We start from the raw sequence: 19,054 nt of genomic DNA on the forward strand, positions 1-19,054 counted from the left end.
TGCGGCTCGCCAGCGCCGGCTCGATGGGCATGCGCCGATCTGGCGGCTGCGCATCAATCGCCTGACCGACAAGCCTGCCGGCCCTGCGGCCATTGGCGTGCCCTGCGCCGACCCGCTGAGTCCGTGCCTGGACTCGAACGGACGCGCGATGCCGCTAGGCCCACGCGCCCCGGCCACGTTGCGTTGCATCGGCTTGCGGCACACTGGCGTCTCGTCCGTCCCGGTGCGCCTGCTCCCTTCGCATGTCCTCGTCCTTCGAATCCCGCCTCGGCCGCCTCTGGGCCCACGAGAAAGCCAGCTACGGGCTGCGGGTGTTCATCGCGCTGTCGGTGGCCATGGGCCTGTGCTGGTACCACGACCGGCTGCTGTGGATCCCGCCGCTGTTCCTGGGGATCATCGCCAGCGCCCTGGCCGAGACCGACGACAACTGGCTGGGCCGGACCAAGTCGGTGCTGCTGTCGCTGCTGTGCTTCGTGCTGGCCGCCAGCGCGGTCAAGCTGCTGTTCCCGCATCCGCTGCTGTTCGTGATCAGCCTGGCGCTGGCGACCTTCGCCCTGACCCTGCTCGGCGCGCTGGGCGAGCGCTATGCCTCCATCGCCACCGGCACGGTCAGCCTGTCGATCTACGCGATGATCGGCATGGACCACGGCATCAGCCCCGCGCCGGCGCACACCGCCGCCAGCTGGCAGGGCACCGGGCTGCTGCTGCTCGGCGCGGCCTGGTACGGGCTGCTGTCGATCCTGTGGACGGTGCTGTTCGCCAACCGCCCGGTGCGCGAGCGGCTGGCGCGGCTGTTCTGGGAGCTGGGCCGCTTCCTGCGCCTGAAGGCCGATCTGTTCGAGCCGGTGCGCGAGGTCGACGTCAACGCGCGCCGGCTGGCGCTGGCCCAGCAGAACGCGCGCGTGGTCGAGGCGCTCAACGGCGCCAAGACCGCGATCCTGGCGTGCTTCGGGCGCTCGGGCCGGCCCGGCGTGCAGTCGGGCCTGTACTTCCGCCTGTACTACATGGCGCAGGACTTCCACGAACGCGCGAGCTCCTCGCACTACCCCTACGAGGCGCTGACCGAGGCCTTCTTCCACAGCGATGTGCTGTACCGCTGCCAGCGCCTGCTGGCGCTGCAGGGCAAGGCCTGCGCCGCGCTGGGCGTGGCGATCCGCATGCGCACGCCGTTCGAGTACGGTGAGCAGACGCGCATCGCCACGGCGGACCTGCGCGAGTCGCTGGCCTTCCTGCGCGACCAGCACAACCCGCGCTGGAACCGCCTGCTCGGCTCGCTGGAACTGCTGGGCACCAACCTGCAGACCATCGAGCGGCGGCTGTCGGAAACCGCCCTGTCCGACACCACCAGCGAAGGCATCGACACGCGCCTGCGCGACGCCTCGCCGCATACGCTGCGCGAGATGGGCGCGCGCCTGGTGGCGCAGCTGACGCCCAAGTCGCTGCTGTTCCGCCACGGGCTGCGCATGGCCATCGCGCTGGCCGTGGGCTACGGGGTGATGCGCGCGATCCATCCCGACCACGGCTTCTGGATCCTGCTGACCACCGCCTTCGTCTGCCGGCCCAGCTATGGCGCCACGCGCCTGCGGCTGGTGCAGCGCATCGCCGGCACGCTGGTCGGCTTGGGCGCCACCTGGGCGCTGATGCAGCTGTTCCCCGGCACCGAGCTGCAGCTGCTGATCGCGCTGGCCGGCGCGCTGGTGTTCTTCGTCACCCGCACCGACCGCTACATGATCGCCACCGCGGCGATCACGGTGATGGCGCTGCTGTGCTTCAACCTGCTGGGCGATGGCTTCCTGCTGATCTGGCCGCGCCTGCTGGATACGGTGATCGGCTGCGCGATCGCCGCGGCGGCCTCGTTCCTGATCCTGCCCGACTGGCAGGGCCGGCGCCTGCACCTGGTGATGGCCGCGGTGGTGCAGGCCTGCACCCGCTACCTGGACGAGGTGCTGGCGCAGTACCGCGGCCGCGGCAGCGACGATCTGGCCTATCGCATCGCCCGGCGCGACATGCACAACGCCGACGCGGCGCTGTCGGCGGCGCTGGCCAACATGGTGCGCGAGCCGGGCTATCTGCGCCGCAACCTGGATGCGGGCTTCCGCTTCCTGGCGCTGTCCAACACGTTGCTGGGCTATCTCTCCGCGCTGGGCGCGCACCGCGCCACGCTGCCGCCGCACGCCGACGACGCGCTCATCGACCAGGCCGGTCAGCGCCTGCACGACGCACTCAGCCAGGCCGCGAGCGCGCTGTCCGCGCGCCAGCCGCCGCCGGCCGACCTGGACGCCGGCGTGGCCGAGCTGGCCGACACGCTCGAACAGATGCCCGAGGACATCGAGGACAAGCAGCGCCTGCTGCGCACCCAGCTGGCCCTGATCCTGCGTTTGCTGCCCAAGCTGCGCGCCGCCGCCGACGAGGTGATCCGCGGCCCGGCATCCGAGCCCAGCACATCCGGCGCCAGCGCGGCGCCCGCCTGAGAGCAACCGCTCCCCATCCCTCCCTTCGCTTCGCGAAAGGGACTGGGCAGGGCTTGGTGGGAGCCGCCATGGCGGCGATGGGGCTTTCCCGGTAAGGCCCCGCGCCGCCATGGCGGCTCCCACCTGTAGAGCGGAGCTTGCTCCGCTGGGGCTTTCCCGATTGACCCGGCCGAAAGGCGGCGGAGCAAGCTCCGCTCTACGGGGAGGCCGCGATGTGGGCGAAAGAGACGGTTGCGCCCATAAGAGCGCGTCAGCGATCAATAGCGCTCACCTCACGCCACGCGCTCTACCCCCGCGCCCATCCAACTCCCCAATCCCCAATCCCCAATCCCCAATCCCGAATCCCGAATCCCCGCCCCCCCCCAATCCCCGCTTCCCCAACCCCACCACGATGGCCTAGGCTGCGCCCCAGCTCTCGCACGGAATCGCGCATGTCCTCGGGCCACAACCAGTTCGCGCTGCTCAAGCAGCGCCGGTTCCTGCCTTTCTTCGCCGTCCAGTGCTTCGGCGCCTTCAACGACAACGTGTACCGGCAGGCCATCATCGGCCTGCTGTTCTACCTGGGCATCGATGCCCAGCAGCGCACGCTGTACACCAATCTGGCGCCGGCGCTGTTCATCCTGCCGTACTTCCTGTTCTCCTCCATCGCCGGGCAGATCGCCGAGAAGCTGGAGAAGCAGCGGCTGATCGTAATCACCACCACGATGGAGATCTGCATCATGACGCTGGCCGCGGTCGGCTTCCTGACGCAGAACCTGCCCGTGCTGCTGGTGGCGCTGTTCTGCACCGGCATGCAGTCCACGCTGTTCGGCCCGGTCAAGTATTCGATCCTGCCCTCGGTGCTCAAGCCCGAGGAGCTCACCGGCGGCAATGGCCTGGTCGAGATGGGCACCTCGCTGTCGATCCTGGTGGGCATGATCTTCGGCGGGCTGATCTTCCAGATCGCCGGCACGCACGGGCCGGTGACCGCGGCCACGGCGGTGATCGTGTTCGCGGTGGCCGGCAACCTGGTCGCGCGCAGGGTGCCGCGGGTGGAAGCCGGCGCGCCGGACCTCAAGCTCAACTGGAACCTGCTGGGCGAATCGCTGGCCATCATGCGCCTGGCGCGCAAGCAGCTGGCGGTACGCAACGCGATCCTGGGCGTGTCCTGGTTCTGGTTCATCGGCACGGTGCTGACCGCGCAGCTGCCGACCTATGCCGAGGTCAACCTGGGCGGCACGCCCTCGCTGTACATCTTCGCCCTGGCGCTGTTCTCCATCGGCACCGGCACCGGCTCGCTGCTGTGCGAGAAGCTTTCCGGCCGCGTGGTGGAGATCGGCCTGGTGCCGCTGGGCGCGTTCGGCATCACCGCCTTCATGCTCGACCTGTACTTCGCCCGCCCGGGCGCGGCCACGCAGAGCGGGCTGAGCGTGATGCAGTTCCTGCAGGCGCACGGCGGCTGGCGCATCTGCATGGACCTGGTCGGCATCGGTCTGTTCACCGGCTTCTTCGTGGTGCCGCTGTTCGCGCTGATCCAGAGCCGCACGCCGCGCAGTGAGCTCTCGCGCGTGATCGCCGGGGTCAACATCCAGAACTCGCTGTTCATCGTCATCGCCGCGGTGCTGGGCGTGGCGGTGCAGCGCTTCCTGGGCTGGTCGATCCCGCAGGTGTTCCTGGCCTTGGCCATCGCCAACGCCGTGGTGGCGATCTGGATCTTCTCGATCGTGCCCGAGTTCCTGATGCGCTTCCTGAGCTGGGTGATGGTGCGCGCGCTGTACCGGCTGCGCCTGCACGGCATCGAGCGCCACCTGCCCGACGAGGGCCCGGCGCTGATCGTGTGCAACCACGTCAGCTACATGGACGCGCTGATCCTCTCGGCGGCGATCCCGCGCCCGGTGCGCTTCGTCATGTACTACAAGATCTTCAACATTCCGGTGATGCGCTGGATCTTCCGCAACGCCAAGGCGATCCCGATCGCCGGCGCGCGCGAGAACCCCGCGCTGATGCAGGAGGCCTTCGAACAGATCGATGCGGCGCTGGCCGACGGCCAGCTGGTGGGCATCTTCCCAGAGGGCGCGCTGACCAAGGACGGGCAGATGGCCGCGTTCAAGTCCGGCGTGGAGAAGATCCTCGAACGCCGCCCGGTGCCGGTGGTGCCGATGGCGCTGCGCGGCATGTGGACCAGCATGTGGTCGCATCGCGACTCGCGCCTGCACCGCATGCGCCTGCCGCGCCGCTTCCGTGCGCATATCGAAGTGGTCGCCGGCGCACCGATGCCCGCCGACAGCAGCGCCGAGCAGCTCGAAGCCCGCGTACGCGCACTGCGCGGCGATGCGGCCTGAAGCACTGCGGGTTCGCAGGATCGCAACGCTGGACTAGACTCCAGCCACCAACCCTTGGGGAGATGAGTAGATGAGCACGATTCCGCCGCCACCCGGCCCGCCGATGCCGCCGTCCGATCCGCCACCGTATACGCCGCCTCCCTACACCCCGCCGCCGCAGGCCGCCGCGCCGGGCCCGGTGCCCAATCATCTGGTGTGGGCGATCCTGGCCACGGTCTTCAGCCTGTGCCTGTGCTGCGGCATCCCGGGCCTGATCACCGGCATCGTGGCGATCGTGTTCGCCGCCAAGGTCAACAGCCTGCTGGCCGCGGGCGACTTCGCCGGCGCCCAGCGCGCCTCGCAGACGGCCAAGACCTGGTGCATCGTGACCACGGTGTTCGCCGCGATCGGCATCGTGCTGATGATCTACAACTTCGCCAGCGGCCATGCGATGGCCAACTACGAGCTGATGATGCAGCAGATCCGGGCGCAGGCCGGCCAGTGATCGCACTGACGCGCCCGCGCGTCCTCCTGTTGGCGGCGACCGTTCCATTGGTCGCCGCCGGCGCGCTGGTGCTGCGGGTGGTCGATCCCAATCAGCCGGGCAATCTGCTGCCCCGTTGTGTCTTCCACAGCCTCACCGGGCTGTGGTGCCCGGGCTGCGGCATGACCCGCGCGCTGCACGCCCTGCTGCAGGGCGATCTGCCCACCGCCCTGCACATGAATCCGCTGGGCATGCTGATGTTGCCGCTGCTGCCGATGATGCTGTTCTGGTCGTGGGGCTGGCAGCCGCGCGTGCTGCAGCCGCTCATGGGCTGGGCGATGGATCCGCGGGTGTGGCTGGTGGTGATTCCCGCCTACTGGCTGTTGCGCAATCTGCCGTGGTTTCCCTTCACGCTGCTGGCGCCGCCGGCTTGAGTGCTGGCACGGGTTGAGCGCTGACATTGCCTGAGATCAGCGCGAGCAAGCGCTCACCCCGTTCGGATGCCTGCGCCGTTCGCGGAAATCCTTCTTCTCGTCATCCCCGCGAACGCGGGGATCCAGGGACGTTCGTCCAGACCGCACAACCTCCATGGGCTCCCGCCTTCGCGGGAGCGACGATTCTTTGTGATCGGCCTTACGCCAGAATGCCGGAACGAGCTGGCCGACGTGTCGCATCAGCCGGGCGTTCGCTGAAGCGCGGCATGCCGCGCTAGCCATCGCGCTTCGATTATCCGCCGCACCGCCATCCATGGCGGGACCTTGGCTGCCTTGCGGATCGTCCGGCCCGGTCATCCCTGGCCGGGCGTTCGCTGAAGCGCGCAGCATGCCGCGCAAGCCATCGCACTTCGATTAGCCACCGCACCGCCGTCCATGGCGCGGCTTGGCCGCCTTACGGGTTGTCCGGCCCGGCCATCCATGGCCGGGCGTTCGCCGACGCGCGCGGCATGCCGCGCTTCAGCTCACCCATCCCGCGATTACCAGCAAGGCCATCACCGCCAGCCACAGCAGCAGGATGCGCCAGACCAGGCTCATCGCGTCGCGCAGTTCGGGCATGTCGCGCAGCTGCGGCGGCGGGGGCACGCCGTCGTCCAGGTAGTCCTGCACTTCCTCGGCGACTTCGGCGCTGACGCTGGCGCGCGCGGCCGCGCCGAGGAAGCCGGTGTCCAGCCGCCAGCGGTTGCCACCTGCGCCACGCCAGGCCTGGAATACCGTGTCGAAGTTGCCCATCAGCGCCATCGACAGCGTCATCAGCTGCGCGACCGGCCAGTCCAGCAGGGTCAGCAGCCGCGCGGCGCCGGCGCGATGCGCCTCGGGCAGGGTGTCGGCTGCCGGGCCGCGCGCGGACAGGGCGCACAGCCGGTACAGCACCGCGCCGGCGGGGCCGAGCAGCGCGAACCAGAACACCACGGAGAACCAGCGCGTCAGCGCCGCGCGGAACACCGCCTCGACCAGGCCCGGCGCGTCGTCGCTGTCGGGCCCCAGCTCGGCCATCGCCAGGCGCTGCCCGGCGGCCTCCTCGGCCTCGAGCACCGCGCGCACGTCGGCATCCAGGTCGCGCGGACCCCAGGCCCAGACCAGCACCGCCACGCCGAAGACCAGACCCAGCACGCCCAGCAACGGCGCATGCAGCCAGGCCTGCACCACGATCACCAGCAGCAGCCAGGGCGCGATCGCCAGCGCGGCGCCGGCCGGACCGGTCCACAGCCCGCTGCCGCCCAGCCGCACCTGCAGCCAGTGCAACCAGCGCGCGTACAGATCGTGGCGCCGGTACGCGCTCACCGCATGCGGCGCCAGCTGGCCCAGCACCACCGCCACCACGACCGCTACCAGCGTGATCGACATTTCGAAGGCTCCCTTGCGTGGCGCCGATTCTAGAGCGATCGACGCCGGGCGGCTCAGGCCGTCATCTTGCGGTGCCAGTGCGCGATCAGCGCACGGGCGATGGACAGCGGCGGCGACAGCAGCAGCTCGCCCTCGCCGCGCAGCGCCGCGCCGACCTCGTCCACGCTGCACCAGCGCGCGTCCTCCAGCTCGCCGTTGACGCGCGGTTCGTCGGGCTCGGCATCGGCCTCGAAGCCCAGCATCAGGGCGCCGGGAAACGGCCACGGCTGCGAACCGAGATAGCGCGCGGCGCGCACGCGCACTTGCGTCTCCTCCAGCACCTCGCGGGCCACGGTCTGCTCCAGGCTCTCGCCCGGCTCGACGAAACCGGCGACCACCGAATAGCGCTGTGCCGGCCACGCCGCCTGGCGCCCCAGCAGCAGCCGCGTGCCGTCGCTGACCGCCACGATCACCGCCGGGTCCACGCGCGGGTAGTGCTCGGCGCGGCACTGCAGGCAGCGCGCGATATAGCCGGCGCGGCGCAGTTCGAGCCGGCCGCCGCAGACGGTGCAGAACCGCGTGCGCCGCTGCCAGTGCAGCAGCGCGCGCGCCTGGGCGAAGGCGGTCGAATCGGCATGCGCCCAGTCGCTGGCGGCCTGGCGCAACTCCATCCGGCCCGGCGCCTGGAAGGCGACCACGTCGGCCGAGATGGCGAACCACGCCACCTCCCCGCGCAGCCCCAAGAATGTCGCCAGGCCCGGCCCGCCGCCCAGCTGCTCGCCGGTGGGCGCCAGCAGCTCGCCGTGGCGATCGGCGTAGGCCAGCCCGTCGGCGTCGATCACCAGCACCCGCGCCTGCGGCCACAGCGCGGCCAGCGCGCGCGCGTCGTCGCGCAGCGCATCGGCGCGGCCCAATGGCTCGGCCACGAACGAAAAACCGGACAAGGGTCCGGTCTGAAGAGGCAACGGCGTGCGTGCGCCGCCCGCGTCGGCCGGCATCACATGCTGAAGCTGCTGCCGCAGCCGCAGGTGGTCTTGGCGTTGGGGTTGCGGATCACGAACTGCGCGCCGGTCAGGCTCTCGGTGTAGTCCACCTCGGCGCCCATCAGATACTGCAGGCTGAGCGGATCGACCAGCAGGGTGACCTCGTCGGTGCGCACGGCCACGTCGTCCTCGGCGCGGTTCTCGTCGAACTCGAAGCCGTACTGGAACCCCGAGCAGCCGCCGCCCTCGATGTACACGCGCAGCGCCAGGTCGGCATTGCCTTCCTCGGCAATCAGCTCGCGCACCTTGGCCGCGGCGGCATGGGTGAAGTTGAGCGGACGCTCCAGCGACTGGTAGTCCGGCGCCGGGGTCGCATTGGGCAGGGAGACGAGCGTGCTCATGACGGCAAGGATGGGGCCAGGACGATGTCAGTTCAACCCGCGGGCTGGGCCGCATCGTCCTGCGCGCCGGCGGCCTGCGCCCAGGTGAAGGACTGGTCCACGCGCTCGCTGTTGTCCGGCTGCAGGCGCGCGGTGACGCGCAGCGGCTTGAAGTCCGGCGGCAGCACGATCTCGCCCTCGATCTGCTGGAAATACTTGAACGAATAGGCCATCCCATCGGCCTGCGGCTGCTGGCGCAGCCGCCCCCAGTCCAGCGTCTCCAGCTTGCCCGCGCGCGTGCCCTCCACGCTCAGCTGCAGCCGGCCGCGGTTGACCGCGCCACGGTTGAGGTTCTGGGTGAGCGTGGCGGTGAAGTGCCAGGCCTGGTCGGTCTGCGGCTGCAGCTTGAGCTCGTGCACCGCCAGGCCGCGCCGCTGCGCGGTGGCGCCGACGAAGCGCTCGTAGAAGGCCACGTCCGCGCGCAGGCCGGCGATCTGTTCCTCGCGGTCGCTCAGCGTGGCCTGCAGGTCGCGGTTGGCCTCGCGGCTGATCTGGTCCGAGCGCGAGAGCGTGGCGACCTGCTGTTCCAGTTCATGCACGCGGCCCTGCGTGGCCTGCCATTGCGCCACCGTCGGCGCCTGCCGCGCGCCCGGGGCGAACACGGTCCACAGGCCCCAGGCACCGAAGCCCAGCGCGAGCACCAGCACGCCCAGCAGCGCATACACCGTCAGGCGCGCGCCGCGGCTGACGGGCAGCAGATGCGGGCCTTCGGACGCCGGGCGCGGCGCGCCGTTGGGCGGATCGTTCGCAGACATGGGGCCAGCTTAGTCGGCCCGTTATGAACAGGGCCGAGGTTCACCTGCGCGGCCTAGGCGTTGGCGGCTTCCGGCAGCGCGTCCAGCTGTGCCGGCACGGGCGCCGCAGCCTGCGCCGGCTCGCCCTCGGCCAGATGCATCAGCTGACCGACCAGCACCGCGCCGGCGCGCATCTCCACCACCTTGTAGTGGATGTTGCCGCTGACCCGCGCCCTGGGCGCCAGCTCCACCCGCTCGGTGGCGCGCACGTCGCCTTCGATGCGGCCGTTGACGATCACCACCGGCACATCGACCACGCCCTCGATCAGGCCCGCCTCGCCCAGCGTCAGCGTGGCCGGCTGGCCGGGCGCGGCGAAGACCCGGCCGTGGATGCGGCCCTCCACCACCAGCCCGCCGCTGAACTGCAGATCGCCATGCAGCACGACCTGCGCGCCGATGAGGGTGTCGACGGCCTGGCCGTCGTGCCAGCTGCTCTTCTTCTTCAACATGGACGCTCCGTGGGAGGAAGGGGACTGCGGTCAGCCGCGGGCCGGGGCCCAGTCGAACGCACGCTCGACCGGCGCCCGCCCGGGCGCCTGCAGGGTCACGCGCACGCGCTGCGGGGTGAAGCCGGCCGGCAGCACGATGCGCCCGGACAGCTCCTGGAAATAGCGGAAGGAGAACGCCTGCGGCGCGGTCTCGCCGCCGGTGTGCAGCTGCGCCCAGTCCAGCGTCTCGTGGCGGCCGGCACGCACGCCGTCCACCGCCAGCTGCATCTGCCCGGTGCTGATCGCATCGCGGTCCAGGGTCTGGGTCAGCACGATCCGGTAGCCGAAGGCCCCGTCGCCCTGGGCGGCGAACCTGGAGGAGAACACCGTCAGGTCCGTGCGCTGGGCGGTCGGACCGGCCAGGCGTGCGTAGAAGGCCAGGTCGCTGCGTAGGTCGTTGATCTGGGTCTCGCGCTGGGCCAGGGTGTCCTGCAGGTCCAGGTTGGCCGCGCGGCTGATGCGGTCGGACTGCTCCAGCACCACCATCCGGCGGCGCAGCTCGGCGACCTCGCGGCTGGACTGGCGCTCGGCGGCCTCGGCGCTGGCCGCGCGCTGGCGCAGCTGGTCCAGACCGGCCGGACGCGTCAGCCACAGGACGGCGGCGGCGACCAGCGCCAGCGAGGCGAGCCAGCCCAGGACCAGCAGGAGCCGCCACGGCAGGCGGCGGCCCTGGCGGCCGCGGACGATGCGGTACTGCGGAATGGTGGAGTGCATGGCGGACACGGCGTTGGCAAGGAAGGCCGGCACGGTCCACGCCGCCCCCGCGCGCCTGCACGGACGCGGCCCCGGCGGGACCTATACTGGCGATGACCCGACGGGACGCGCGCTCCCCTCCCGTCGCCCCCAGTCTAGAGCGTGTTGGCCATGACCGAAGCACATCTGTTCGTGATCGGGATCCTGCTGGCCTGGATGGCGGGCATCCGCGCCTACCTGACCGTGTTCGGGATCGGCCTGGCCGGGCTGCTGGGTTGGGTCGAGCTGCCGCCGGCGCTGCAGGCCACCCAGTCGTGGTGGGTGCTGGGCACCTCCGGCGCCCTGGCGGTGGCCGAGTTCTTCGCCGACAAGATCCCCGGCGTGGATTCGGTCTGGGACCTGCTGCAGACCCTGGCGCGAGTGCCGGCCGGCGCCTTCCTCGCCGCCGCGACACTCTCGCCCGACGGCCACCTGGGCACCGGCGCGCTGGCGGCCGGCGCCGGCGTGGCGCTGACCAGCCATCTGCTCAAGGCCGGCTCGCGCGCCCTGCTCAACACCTCGCCCGAGCCGGTCAGCAACTGGACCGCCTCGCTCGCCGAGGACGTGGTGGTGACCGGCGGCCTGGCCCTGGCGCTGGCCCATCCCTGGCTGGCGCTGTCGGTGGCGGTGGCGCTGAGCCTGACCATCGCCCTGGTGCTGGGATGGATCGCCCGCGCGGTGTGGCGACGCCTGCGACCCCGGTCATCACCCACGGCCGCATCGCGGCCGTAAGCGGGTCGAGAACCCGTTTTAACGGCAGTCCGTCGCATAATGGACATCAGTCACGCCGGAAAGCCCGATGCCCGCACCGCCGTCCCCCACGTCTTCGTCCTCTTCTTCTCCGCGCCCGCTGGTGCGCGCCGAGATGCCGCCGCCGAACTACTGGCGGCGCTGGACCGACGACGTGCCGGCCCTCTCCGCCAGCGCCGAAGCAGAGTCCGATAACGGCGCTGGCGCCGGCCTGCCCGGCGGCGCGGGCGCGCCCCCGGCCGCCGGCGCGGCGGAGGGCGAAGGCGGTCCGGCCGAATCGCCGTATCGCGTGCTGATCGTCGAGGATGACCGCCCGCAGGCGCTGTTCGCCCAGAGCGTGCTGCACGGCGCGGGCATGCTGGCCGAAGTGGAGATGGAGGCCGACAAGGTCATCGACAGCATCCAGCGCTTCGTGCCGGACCTGCTGCTGATGGACCTGCACATGCCCGGCCAGGACGGCATGTCGCTGACGATGGCCATCCGCGAGCGCCCCGAGTACCTGGACCTGCCGATCGTCTTCCTCACCGGCGATCCGGATCCGGAACGCCAGTACGACGCGCTGGACAGCGGCGCCGACGACTTCCTGAACAAGCCGATCCGCCCGCGCCACCTGATCGCCGCGGTGTCCAACCGCATCCGCCGCATGCGCCAGCGCCTGCCGGTGCAGGTGCTGACCAGCGCCGCGCCCGAGGTCAACCAGACCCCGCTGGACGTCAATCCGGAGACCGGCCTGCACACCCGCGCCTACGTCCAGCAGCAGCTGGCCTCGGCGCTGGAGGAACACGCCGACGGCGGCCTGTTCTTCATCGAGATCGCCGGCGCCCTGGGTCTGCGCGACCGTTACGGCTATGCCGCCTTCGAGCAGCTGATGTCGCAGGCCGCGCGCCAGCTGTCCGGCTTCGCCGCGCCGCATCCGCTGGCGCGCTTGAACGACAACAGCTTCCTGACCGTGGCCCGCGGCCTGCCGCGCGAGGCCTTGGAGGGCTTCGCCCGTTCGCTGCACGACCAGCTGGCCAAGGTGTCGCTGCCGGTGCGCGCCAGCGAGACCATCCAGCTGCGCGCGATCATCGGTTACTCCGAGCTGGCCCTGGGCTTCGCCGACCGCGATGCGGCGCTGGAGGCGGTCGAGCACGCCGCCGTGGCCGCGCGCAGCCAGCCCGGCCACGTCGCCGCCCACGTGCCGGCGCCTTCGGCCAGCGAACAGGCCCGCGCCTCGCTGGCCGACACCACGCTGGAACTGCTGTTCCAGCCGATCGTGTCGGTGGCCGGCGGCGACCAGGCCCAGTTCCAGGTGCTCATGCGCCTGCGCCAGGCCCGACGGCACGCTGCTGCCGGCCGCCCAGGTCGTGCCGGCGGCCGAGCTGTCCGGCGACATCGTCGACCTGGACCGCCAGATCATCGCCCGCGCGCTGGACCTGATCGCCAAGCGCAAGGTCGAGGGCGCCGAGCTGCGTCTGTTCGTGTCGCAGTCGCCGCTGACCCTGAACCGTCCTGGCGCGGCCGACTGGCTGATCGGCGAGATCCGCCGCCGCGGCATCGAGCCGTCCTCGCTGGTGATGGACCTGCGCCTGTCCGACGCGCTGATCCACACCGTGGCGCTGCGCGATTTCTGCCAGGCCCCGATGCAGGCCGGCGTGCAGTTCTGCCTGAGCCAGTTCGAGCCCGGCACCGATGCCGAGGCGCTGCTCTCGCTGCTACCGCTGAGCTATCTGCGCGTCTCCAGCCGTTTCGCCGGCGCGCACAAGGACGCCGCGCTGCGCGGCCAGCTGCGCGCCACCATCGACCTGGCGCACCGCCAGAACCTGCTGGTGATCGGCCAGCAGATCGAGGACCCGCAGGCCGCCGCGGCCATGTGGATGGGCGGCGTCGACTTCATCCAGGGCAACCTGGTGCAGGGCGTCGGCGAGGACCTGGGCTTCGACTTCCATAACGCGGTGCTGTAGTGGTCGCCGCGCCAGGACGTGCGGCATTGATGTCCTGGCTGGCGGCCGCCGCGGCCGTGCTGCTGCTGGTCTCGCTGTGGCTGGACCTGTCGATGGTGCCTGGCCCGTGGCTGCTGGCGGCCTTCTCCTCGGGCGTGGCCGCCCTGCTGGCCACCGTGGCCACGCTGGTGCTGCTGCATGCGGTCGCGCGCCACATCGAGGCCGCCGACGCGCGCGCGGCCATCGCCGAATCCGAGCGCCAGATGGCCCAGCGCGAGGTCGAGCGCCTGGGCCGCGTCGAGGGTGAGCTGATCAAGGCCAAGCAGGCGGCCGAATCGGCGGTGCTGGCCAAGGGCGAGTTCCTGGCCACGATGAGCCACGAGATCCGCACCCCGCTCAACGGCATCGTGCCGATGCTCGAACTGCTCTCGCGCTCGGCCCTGGCGCCGGACCAGCGCCAGCTGCTGCTGACCGCCACCGCCTCCTCGCAGACCCTGCTGCGCATCGTCGACGACATCCTGGACTACTCCAAGCTGGAGGCGAACAAGCTCGAGCTGGAGAACACCGCCTTCAACCTGCGCGAGGTGCTCGAGCAGGTCATGCAGCTGATGCAGCGCCCGGCCGAGAGCCGCGGCCTGCGCCTGGGCCTGCAGCTGGACCCGACCGTGCGCCTGTCGGTGCGCGGCGATCCGCTGCGCCTGCGCCAGGTGCTGACCAACCTGATCGGCAACGCCATCAAGTTCACCGAGCGCGGCTCGGTGACGCTGGTCGCCCGGCGCCTGGGCGAGACCGGCGCCCAGCACCTGCTGCGCTTCGAGGTCCGCGACACCGGCATCGGCATCGACCCCGAAGCGCAGGCGCGGCTGTTCAGTCCCTTCAGCCAGGCCGATGCGTCCACCACCCGCATCTTCGGCGGCACCGGCTTAGGGCTGGCCATCTGCAAGCGCATCGTCGGCCTGATGGGCGGGCGCATCGCGGTGGTGTCCGAGCTGGGGCGCGGGTCGACCTTCTGGTTCGAGATCCCGCTGCTCAAGGCGCTGGGCGACCTGCCCGCGCCGGCGCGCCCGGCGCAGGCGCGCGTGCTGCTGGTCAGCGCCGACGGCCGGCTGCGCTCGCGCCTGTCCAACCTGGTGCCGCAGTGGAACGCCTCCCTGCAGTGCGTGGAGACCGTGCAGGAGGCGCTGGAACGGCTGCGCGCCAACACCGCGGGCTTCCACACCGTGGTGGCCGATCTCAGCCCGAGCATGCGCAGCAGCGCCCGCGCCCTGCACCGCGTGATCGGCCGCCTCGCCCAGGAGACCGGCACCCAGCTGGTCTGGCTCTACGGCGACGAACCGGTACCCGAGGAGCTGCGCGTCGGCGCGACCTCGCTGCCGCGCCTGGCGCATGAATCGGACCTGCGCGCGCTGCTGAGCACCATTCCCAAGCCCCCCACTGCGCCGGCCAGCGCGCCGGTCCACGTCGAGCAGCCGCTGCCCCTGCCCGAACCGGAGCCGTTCGCCGGCGTCGGACCCGCCGCCGACGCTTCGCAGCCCATCGCCGTGGACGGCCGCCGCGTACTGCTGGTCGAGGACAACCCTGTCAATCTGGCGGTGGCCGAGAAGATGCTCGAGTCGCTGGGCTTCCGCGCCGACCACGCCCACAACGGCGTGATGGCGCTGGAGAAGATGGAGCGCACCCGCTACCCGCTGGTGCTGATGGACTGCCAGATGCCGCTGCTGGACGGCTATACCGCCACGCGCCGCTGGCGCGAGCGCGAGGCCGAGCGCGGCCAGCCGCGCCTGCCGATCGTGGCCATGACCGCCAACGCCATGGCCGGCGACCGCCAGCGCTGCCTGGACGCCGGCATGGACGACTACCTGTCCAAGCCGGTCTCGCGCGCGCTGCTGGAGGAATGCCTGGTGCGCTGGCTGCCGCCGGTCGGCGAAGCCTCGGATTCGGACACCCCAAGCAGCGAGCCCAGTGTGGGCGCGCTCCCCGCGGTCCCGGTGTCAGAGGGCAACTCCGTGTCCGTCGCGCCGCCGTCGCCCGCGCCGCCGCCCAGCGGGCCTGCGCTCGGCATCCCGGTCGCGCTGGACACCGCGCTGCTGGACGAACTCGTCGAGTTCACCGGCCCGGACACCGGCCGCATCATCCAGGTCTTCCTCGAGGACGCGCCGCGGCTGATCGCCGAGCTGGAAGCCGCCTCGGCCGCGCCGGACCTGGAAGCCATGCGCGCGGCGGCGCATTCGCTCAAGTCCTCCAGCGCCAATCTCGGCGCGCTGGCGCTGTCGGCCGCGGCCAAGCGGATCGAACTGGGCGCGCGCGAGGCGCGCCTGGAGCGCCCGGCGGTGGCGGTGGCGCTGGTGATCGCCGAGTTCGCGCGTGCCCGGGTGGCGCTGCAGGACTATCTGGCACGCCTGGAGGGCGCGCCGGCCGCGGCTCAGTCGTCGAGCTTGGTCAACAGGTAGTTCGGTTCGCCGATCCGGCCGATCAGGTCCAGCTGGGTTTCCAGCCAGTCCACGTGCTCTTCCTCCGAATCGAGGATGTCCACCAGCAGCTGGCGGCTGACGTAATCGCCCACGGTCTCGCAGTAGGCCACGCCCTCGCGCAGCACCGGCAGCGCCTCCAGCTCCAGCGCCAGATCGCACTCGAGCATCTCGCGCGGGTTCTCGCCCACGCGCAGCTTGCCCAGCGCCTGGAAGTTCGGCAGGCCTTCGAGGAACAGGATGCGGTCGGCCAGCTTGTCCGCATGCTTCATCTCGTCGATGGATTCCTTGTACTCGTACTCGGCCAGTTCCTTCAGGCCCCAGTGCTTGAGCATCTTGGCGTGCAGGAAGTACTGGTTGATCGCGGTCAGCTCGTTGTAGAGGACCTTGTTGAGGAACTCGATGACCTTGGCGTCGCCCTTCATCGTCATATCCATGCGCAGAGAATCGACGCGCAGGATAGCGGCCGGCACGAGGCCGTGAGGAAACGCGAATCGTGATCAGTCCCGCGCACTGCGCGGGCGGTGCGCCCCTAGGCGGCGTTGGCCAGGGCGGCGCCCAGCAGCGGCAGCGGGAACCCCACGCTGGCGTGGTGCGCATCGAGCAGGTCGGCGGCCATGTCCAGGCAGCTGCCGCAGGTGCTGCCGGCGCCGGTGCGCATGGTCAGTTCGGACACGGTCCTGCAGCCGTTGGCGGCGGCTTCGCGGATCTGGTGGTCGGTGACCCCGTTGCAGATGCAGACGTACACGGCGATGGCGGGACGGCGGCGGGCCGGACCGGCCCGATGCCATTCAATCGCGGATGCGAATGATTGTCAATTTGCAGGCGTACCCGGGCCTGAACCCTCGCGCCGCCGACCCGCCCGGGCGCGCGGACGCTGCGAACTGCGCGCCTGGCCTTCGCCCGGCCGCCGCTCCTGGCGCTGCTGCGGCACGGCCTGCGCGCCGGCCACGACCCGCGCCATCGGCGCCAGATGCCCCAGCGCCCGTGCGTACACGCCACGCTTGAACATCACCACGTGCTCCATCGGGTACCAGAAGTCGACCCAGCGCCAGTGGTCGAACTCGGGCGTATCGGTCACGTCCAGGCGCACGTGGCGCTCCTCGCCGACCAGGCGCAGCAGGAACCAGACCTGCTTCTGGCCGATGCAGACATGACGCTCGTTGCGGCGCACCGCGCGCGGCGGCAGCCGGTAGCGCAGCCAGCCGGGGGTGGCGCCGAGGATCTCGACGTGTTCGGGCAGCAGCCCGGTCTCCTCGCGCAGTTCGCGGTACATGGCTTCCACCGGCGTCTCGTCGGTGTTCATCCCGCCCTGCGGGAACTGCCAGCCGTCGCGGCGCACGCGGCGCGCCCAGAAGACCTTGCCTTCCGGATGCATGAGCACGATGCCGACGTTGGGTCGGTAACCGTCCGGATCGATCACGACGCGGACTCCTGAAAATCTACTGGGTCCGAATGTGCCACGCCCCGGCCGCAGCCTCAACCCGCCGCGCATCGATTGACAAGCCGCAGGCCGATGCCCAGAATTGCCGGTTCTTCGCGCGGCTATGTAGCTCAGCCGGTTAGAGCACAGCACTCATAATGCTGGGGTCGGTGGTTCGAGTCCACCCATAGCCACCAGATTTCCCTTGTGAAATCAGCGCGTTAGGAAGAGCCCGCCCATCGGCGGGTTTTTTGTTGGGCGACGCCGATGCGAGGGGCACAGCCTGCTTCGGCAAGGTCGCCTGCTCATCGAAAATCAGGGCCGCGCTCGATGGTCTAGCCAGAGCCTCCAGGCCTGTCGCGATCTGCGTCCGCCACTCAAGCCTGCGCCTTCTGCTGCTGATCGAACCGCGCGCTGGCGGCGTCGAGTTCGCTGCCATGTTCGAGTGCCCAGGCGCATAACGCTTCGAACGGTTCGCGCAAGGCGTGTCCCTGCGGCGTGATCGCATATTCGACGCCGACGGGCGAGGTCGGCAGCACGGTTCTTGTCACCAGCCCGTTGCGTTCCAGGCGCTTCAACGCGTCGGCCAGCGCCTTGTGGGTGATGCCGTCCAGTCGACGCTTGATTTCGTTGAAGCGCGAGGGCTTCGGGCAGATCACGATCAGGATCAGGATCGTCCACTTGTCCGCGATCTTGTCGAGCACGGGCCGGATCTGCGCCATCTGGGACAGCACCCTGCAGGACTGCGCGGCCAGCTCGGTATCGCCGTGTATATCTACGCTACTCATGGTGCGTTCTTGATACCAGATTTACTGCGTATACCTTAGCGCGCATCTCTTCCTGGGCAAGGCATGCGTGATGAATCGGATGGCGAACAAGGTCGCATTGGTCGTGGGTGGCGCGAAGGGCATCGGCTTGGCCATCGCAACGCGTCTGGCGGCGGAGGGGGCCACCGTGTTCATCACCGGCCGCGCGCAGGATCAGGTGGAGGCCGCCGTCTCGCGTCATCGGCCATGACGCCCAGGGGCTGGTCGCCGATGCGAGCGCGCGCGAGGACCTGGATCGTGCGATCGCTGCGGTGCGGGAGCGCTTTGGGTCTCTGGACGCGCTGGTGTTGAATGCCGGTATCAGCGAGCCCGCGGCGCTGGGCGATGTCACCCAGGATCACTTCGATCGACACTTCGCGGTCAACGTCAGAGGCGCGCTGCATGGCCTGCAGGCCGCCGTCGACACGCTGCGATCGGGTGCGGCGGTGGTCCTGGTGGGCTCGGTGGCCAGTTCGCTCGGCATCGCCAACTACGGCACCTATGCGGCGACCAAGGCGGCGCTGCGCTCCTATGCGCGGACCTGGGCGGCCGAGCTCGCACCGCGCGGCATCCGCATCAACGTCGTGGCGCCGGGCCCCACGGACACCGAGATGATGGCGCGCGTGCCGGACGAGGTGCGCGCGTCGATCGTCGCGCCCATTCTGCTGGGGCGGATGGCCAGGCCTGAGGAAGTGGCATCGGCGGCGCTGTTCCTGCTCAGCGATGAGGCGAGCTTCATCACCGGCGTGGAACTGTTCGTGGACGGGGGCATGGGACAGGTCTAGATCGAGACCTCGGCAGCGGCAGCCTGCTGACGCACCGCATATCGCCCTATCGGACTTTCCCCGCGGCCGTCTTTAGGCGCGACCATGAATATGGCGCGCCGGCCGCGCGTATGCCGGACATGAACGGACAACGCCGACGTCAGCGCATGTCCCGTTCGCGCCACGCTGTGCTGCGTCGCAACGCTCGCCCTGCCTGCGCGTGTCTTCGCGTTCGATAGCAGCAAAATCAAAAGAGCGCGAATTGCAGGTGATTTCGCTGGTCCGCGCGCATGACAGCGCAGGACATGACGGCACTGTGAGCGCCGTTGCCTTGGGCAATTTGACACCTTTGTAACCGCGTCCCTACCGTGCCGCGCATCGCGTGCGCGATGGGCCGTTGCCGGCTGCA

At 70.5% G+C, this 19,054-nt stretch carries 18 protein-coding genes, 1 tRNA gene and 1 pseudogene; 10 read left to right on the forward strand and 10 right to left on the reverse strand.

Annotation, left to right across the window (positions count from 1 at the left end):
* Positions 1-242: 242 nt before the first annotated feature.
* The 4 genes from yccS to QE438_RS11355 all read left to right on the forward strand — a co-directional run bounded on the left by yccS (position 243) and on the right by QE438_RS11355 (position 5,689).
* Positions 243-2,471, forward strand: a complete 2,229-nt coding sequence (gene yccS / locus QE438_RS11340; protein WP_306995572.1) for a YccS family putative transporter — start codon at positions 243-245, stop codon at positions 2,469-2,471.
* Between the two features lie 431 nt (positions 2,472-2,902).
* Positions 2,903-4,792: an MFS transporter gene (locus QE438_RS11345; RefSeq protein WP_306995570.1), complete on the forward strand. Its 1,890-nt coding sequence runs from the start codon at positions 2,903-2,905 to the stop codon at positions 4,790-4,792.
* A 103-nt stretch (positions 4,793-4,895) separates the two neighbouring features.
* The gene (locus QE438_RS11350) at positions 4,896-5,276 is read left to right on the forward strand and encodes a CD225/dispanin family protein (RefSeq protein WP_306996343.1); all 381 of its coding nucleotides are present in this window, start codon (positions 4,896-4,898) and stop codon (positions 5,274-5,276) included.
* Positions 5,273-5,689 carry a DUF2752 domain-containing protein gene (locus QE438_RS11355; protein ID WP_306995567.1) on the forward strand — a complete coding sequence of 139 codons (417 nt, stop codon included), beginning with the start codon at positions 5,273-5,275 and terminating at the stop codon, positions 5,687-5,689. The genes QE438_RS11350 and QE438_RS11355 overlap by 4 nt, the downstream gene beginning before the upstream one ends.
* Positions 5,690-6,208: 519 nt before the next feature.
* On the opposite strand, the gene QE438_RS11360 is transcribed toward QE438_RS11355, so the two are convergent.
* Genes QE438_RS11360 through QE438_RS11385 form a run of 6 tightly spaced genes read right to left on the reverse strand, consistent with a single transcriptional unit; the run spans position 6,209 to position 10,527 of the window.
* On the reverse strand, positions 6,209-7,096 hold the full coding sequence (locus QE438_RS11360; RefSeq protein ID WP_306995565.1) for a hypothetical protein: 888 nt from the start codon (positions 7,094-7,096) through the stop codon (positions 6,209-6,211).
* A gap of 53 nt (positions 7,097-7,149) precedes the next feature.
* On the reverse strand, positions 7,150-8,073 hold the full coding sequence (nudC, locus tag QE438_RS11365) for an NAD(+) diphosphatase (RefSeq protein WP_306995563.1): 924 nt from the start codon (positions 8,071-8,073) through the stop codon (positions 7,150-7,152).
* On the reverse strand, positions 8,073-8,459 hold the full coding sequence (gene erpA, locus QE438_RS11370) for an iron-sulfur cluster insertion protein ErpA (RefSeq protein ID WP_130516543.1): 387 nt from the start codon (positions 8,457-8,459) through the stop codon (positions 8,073-8,075). The genes nudC and erpA overlap by 1 nt, the downstream gene beginning before the upstream one ends.
* Before the next feature lie 32 nt (positions 8,460-8,491).
* Complete coding sequence (locus tag QE438_RS11375) at positions 8,492-9,253, reverse strand: DUF6776 family protein (protein ID WP_306995561.1); 762 nt, start codon at positions 9,251-9,253, stop codon at positions 8,492-8,494.
* A 53-nt stretch (positions 9,254-9,306) separates the two neighbouring features.
* A complete protein-coding gene (locus QE438_RS11380; protein WP_130524976.1) occupies positions 9,307-9,741 on the reverse strand; it encodes a polymer-forming cytoskeletal protein in 435 nt (144 codons plus the stop codon).
* Between the two features lie 30 nt (positions 9,742-9,771).
* Positions 9,772-10,527, reverse strand: a complete 756-nt coding sequence (locus QE438_RS11385; protein WP_309734162.1) for a DUF6776 family protein — start codon at positions 10,525-10,527, stop codon at positions 9,772-9,774.
* A 117-nt stretch (positions 10,528-10,644) separates the two neighbouring features.
* Here QE438_RS11385 and QE438_RS11390 point away from each other — a divergent pair, with 117 nt between their 5' ends.
* The 3 genes and pseudogenes from QE438_RS11390 to QE438_RS11400 all read left to right on the forward strand — a co-directional run bounded on the left by QE438_RS11390 (position 10,645) and on the right by QE438_RS11400 (position 15,634).
* A complete protein-coding gene (locus QE438_RS11390) occupies positions 10,645-11,244 on the forward strand; it encodes a DUF4126 domain-containing protein (protein WP_306995559.1) in 600 nt (199 codons plus the stop codon).
* Positions 11,245-11,311: 67 nt separating this feature from the next.
* Positions 11,312-13,205, forward strand: a pseudogene (locus QE438_RS11395) (EAL domain-containing protein).
* A gap of 29 nt (positions 13,206-13,234) precedes the next feature.
* Positions 13,235-15,634 carry a hybrid sensor histidine kinase/response regulator gene (locus QE438_RS11400; protein ID WP_307183925.1) on the forward strand — a complete coding sequence of 800 codons (2,400 nt, stop codon included), beginning with the start codon at positions 13,235-13,237 and terminating at the stop codon, positions 15,632-15,634.
* Here QE438_RS11400 and bfr read toward each other — a convergent pair.
* From bfr to QE438_RS11415, 3 genes are all read right to left on the reverse strand, one after another.
* Entirely contained in the window at positions 15,607-16,077 is a 471-nt protein-coding gene (bfr, locus tag QE438_RS11405; protein ID WP_130528693.1) for a bacterioferritin, read from the reverse strand. The genes QE438_RS11400 and bfr overlap by 28 nt on opposite strands.
* A 107-nt stretch (positions 16,078-16,184) precedes the next feature.
* Positions 16,185-16,400: a (2Fe-2S)-binding protein gene (locus QE438_RS11410; RefSeq protein ID WP_130516530.1), complete on the reverse strand. Its 216-nt coding sequence runs from the start codon at positions 16,398-16,400 to the stop codon at positions 16,185-16,187.
* Between the two features lie 66 nt (positions 16,401-16,466).
* Positions 16,467-17,075, reverse strand: a complete 609-nt coding sequence (locus QE438_RS11415) for an RNA pyrophosphohydrolase (RefSeq protein ID WP_130516528.1) — start codon at positions 17,073-17,075, stop codon at positions 16,467-16,469.
* A 120-nt stretch (positions 17,076-17,195) separates the two neighbouring features.
* On the opposite strand from QE438_RS11415, the gene QE438_RS11420 reads away from it, so the two are divergent.
* Positions 17,196-17,272, forward strand: a tRNA-Met gene (locus tag QE438_RS11420).
* 180 nt (positions 17,273-17,452) lie between these two features.
* Here the strand turns inward: QE438_RS11420 and QE438_RS11425 are convergent.
* Positions 17,453-17,779 (reverse strand): helix-turn-helix domain-containing protein, encoded by a 327-nt coding sequence (locus QE438_RS11425; protein WP_306995555.1) that lies wholly within the window; start codon positions 17,777-17,779, stop codon positions 17,453-17,455.
* Positions 17,780-17,942: 163 nt separating this feature from the next.
* Between QE438_RS11425 and QE438_RS11430 the strand changes: the two genes are divergently transcribed.
* Together QE438_RS11430 and QE438_RS11435 are read left to right on the forward strand one after the other, a co-directional pair.
* Complete coding sequence (locus QE438_RS11430; RefSeq protein WP_309734174.1) at positions 17,943-18,092, forward strand: SDR family NAD(P)-dependent oxidoreductase; 150 nt, start codon at positions 17,943-17,945, stop codon at positions 18,090-18,092.
* 10 nt (positions 18,093-18,102) lie between these two features.
* The gene (locus QE438_RS11435; protein WP_309736286.1) at positions 18,103-18,666 is read left to right on the forward strand and encodes an SDR family oxidoreductase; all 564 of its coding nucleotides are present in this window, start codon (positions 18,103-18,105) and stop codon (positions 18,664-18,666) included.
* Positions 18,667-19,054 lie beyond the last annotated feature (388 nt).

The organism is Pseudoxanthomonas sp. SORGH_AS_0997 (genome assembly GCF_031453535.1).
Classification (GTDB): Bacteria; Pseudomonadota; Gammaproteobacteria; order Xanthomonadales; family Xanthomonadaceae; genus Pseudoxanthomonas_A; species Pseudoxanthomonas_A winnipegensis.

Excerpts from the sequence above, each read along its gene's own strand:
- yccS (WP_306995572.1), top strand. The coding sequence starts at position 243 with ATGTCCTCGTCCTTCGAATCCCGCCTCGGCCGCCTCTGGGCCCACGAG.
- QE438_RS11345 (WP_306995570.1), top strand. The coding sequence starts at position 2,903 with ATGTCCTCGGGCCACAACCAGTTCGCGCTGCTCAAGCAGCGCCGGTTC.
- QE438_RS11350 (WP_306996343.1), top strand. The coding sequence starts at position 4,896 with ATGCCGCCGTCCGATCCGCCACCGTATACGCCGCCTCCCTACACCCCG.
- QE438_RS11360 (WP_306995565.1), bottom strand. The coding sequence starts at position 7,096 with ATGTCGATCACGCTGGTAGCGGTCGTGGTGGCGGTGGTGCTGGGCCAG.
- nudC (WP_306995563.1), bottom strand. The coding sequence starts at position 8,073 with ATGCCGGCCGACGCGGGCGGCGCACGCACGCCGTTGCCTCTTCAGACC.
- erpA (WP_130516543.1), bottom strand. The coding sequence starts at position 8,459 with ATGAGCACGCTCGTCTCCCTGCCCAATGCGACCCCGGCGCCGGACTAC.
- QE438_RS11375 (WP_306995561.1), bottom strand. The coding sequence starts at position 9,253 with ATGTCTGCGAACGATCCGCCCAACGGCGCGCCGCGCCCGGCGTCCGAA.
- QE438_RS11380 (WP_130524976.1), bottom strand. The coding sequence starts at position 9,741 with ATGTTGAAGAAGAAGAGCAGCTGGCACGACGGCCAGGCCGTCGACACC.
- QE438_RS11390 (WP_306995559.1), top strand. The coding sequence starts at position 10,645 with ATGACCGAAGCACATCTGTTCGTGATCGGGATCCTGCTGGCCTGGATG.
- QE438_RS11400 (WP_307183925.1), top strand. The coding sequence starts at position 13,235 with ATGTCCTGGCTGGCGGCCGCCGCGGCCGTGCTGCTGCTGGTCTCGCTG.
- bfr (WP_130528693.1), bottom strand. The coding sequence starts at position 16,077 with ATGAAGGGCGACGCCAAGGTCATCGAGTTCCTCAACAAGGTCCTCTAC.
- QE438_RS11430 (WP_309734174.1), top strand. The coding sequence starts at position 17,943 with ATGGCGAACAAGGTCGCATTGGTCGTGGGTGGCGCGAAGGGCATCGGC.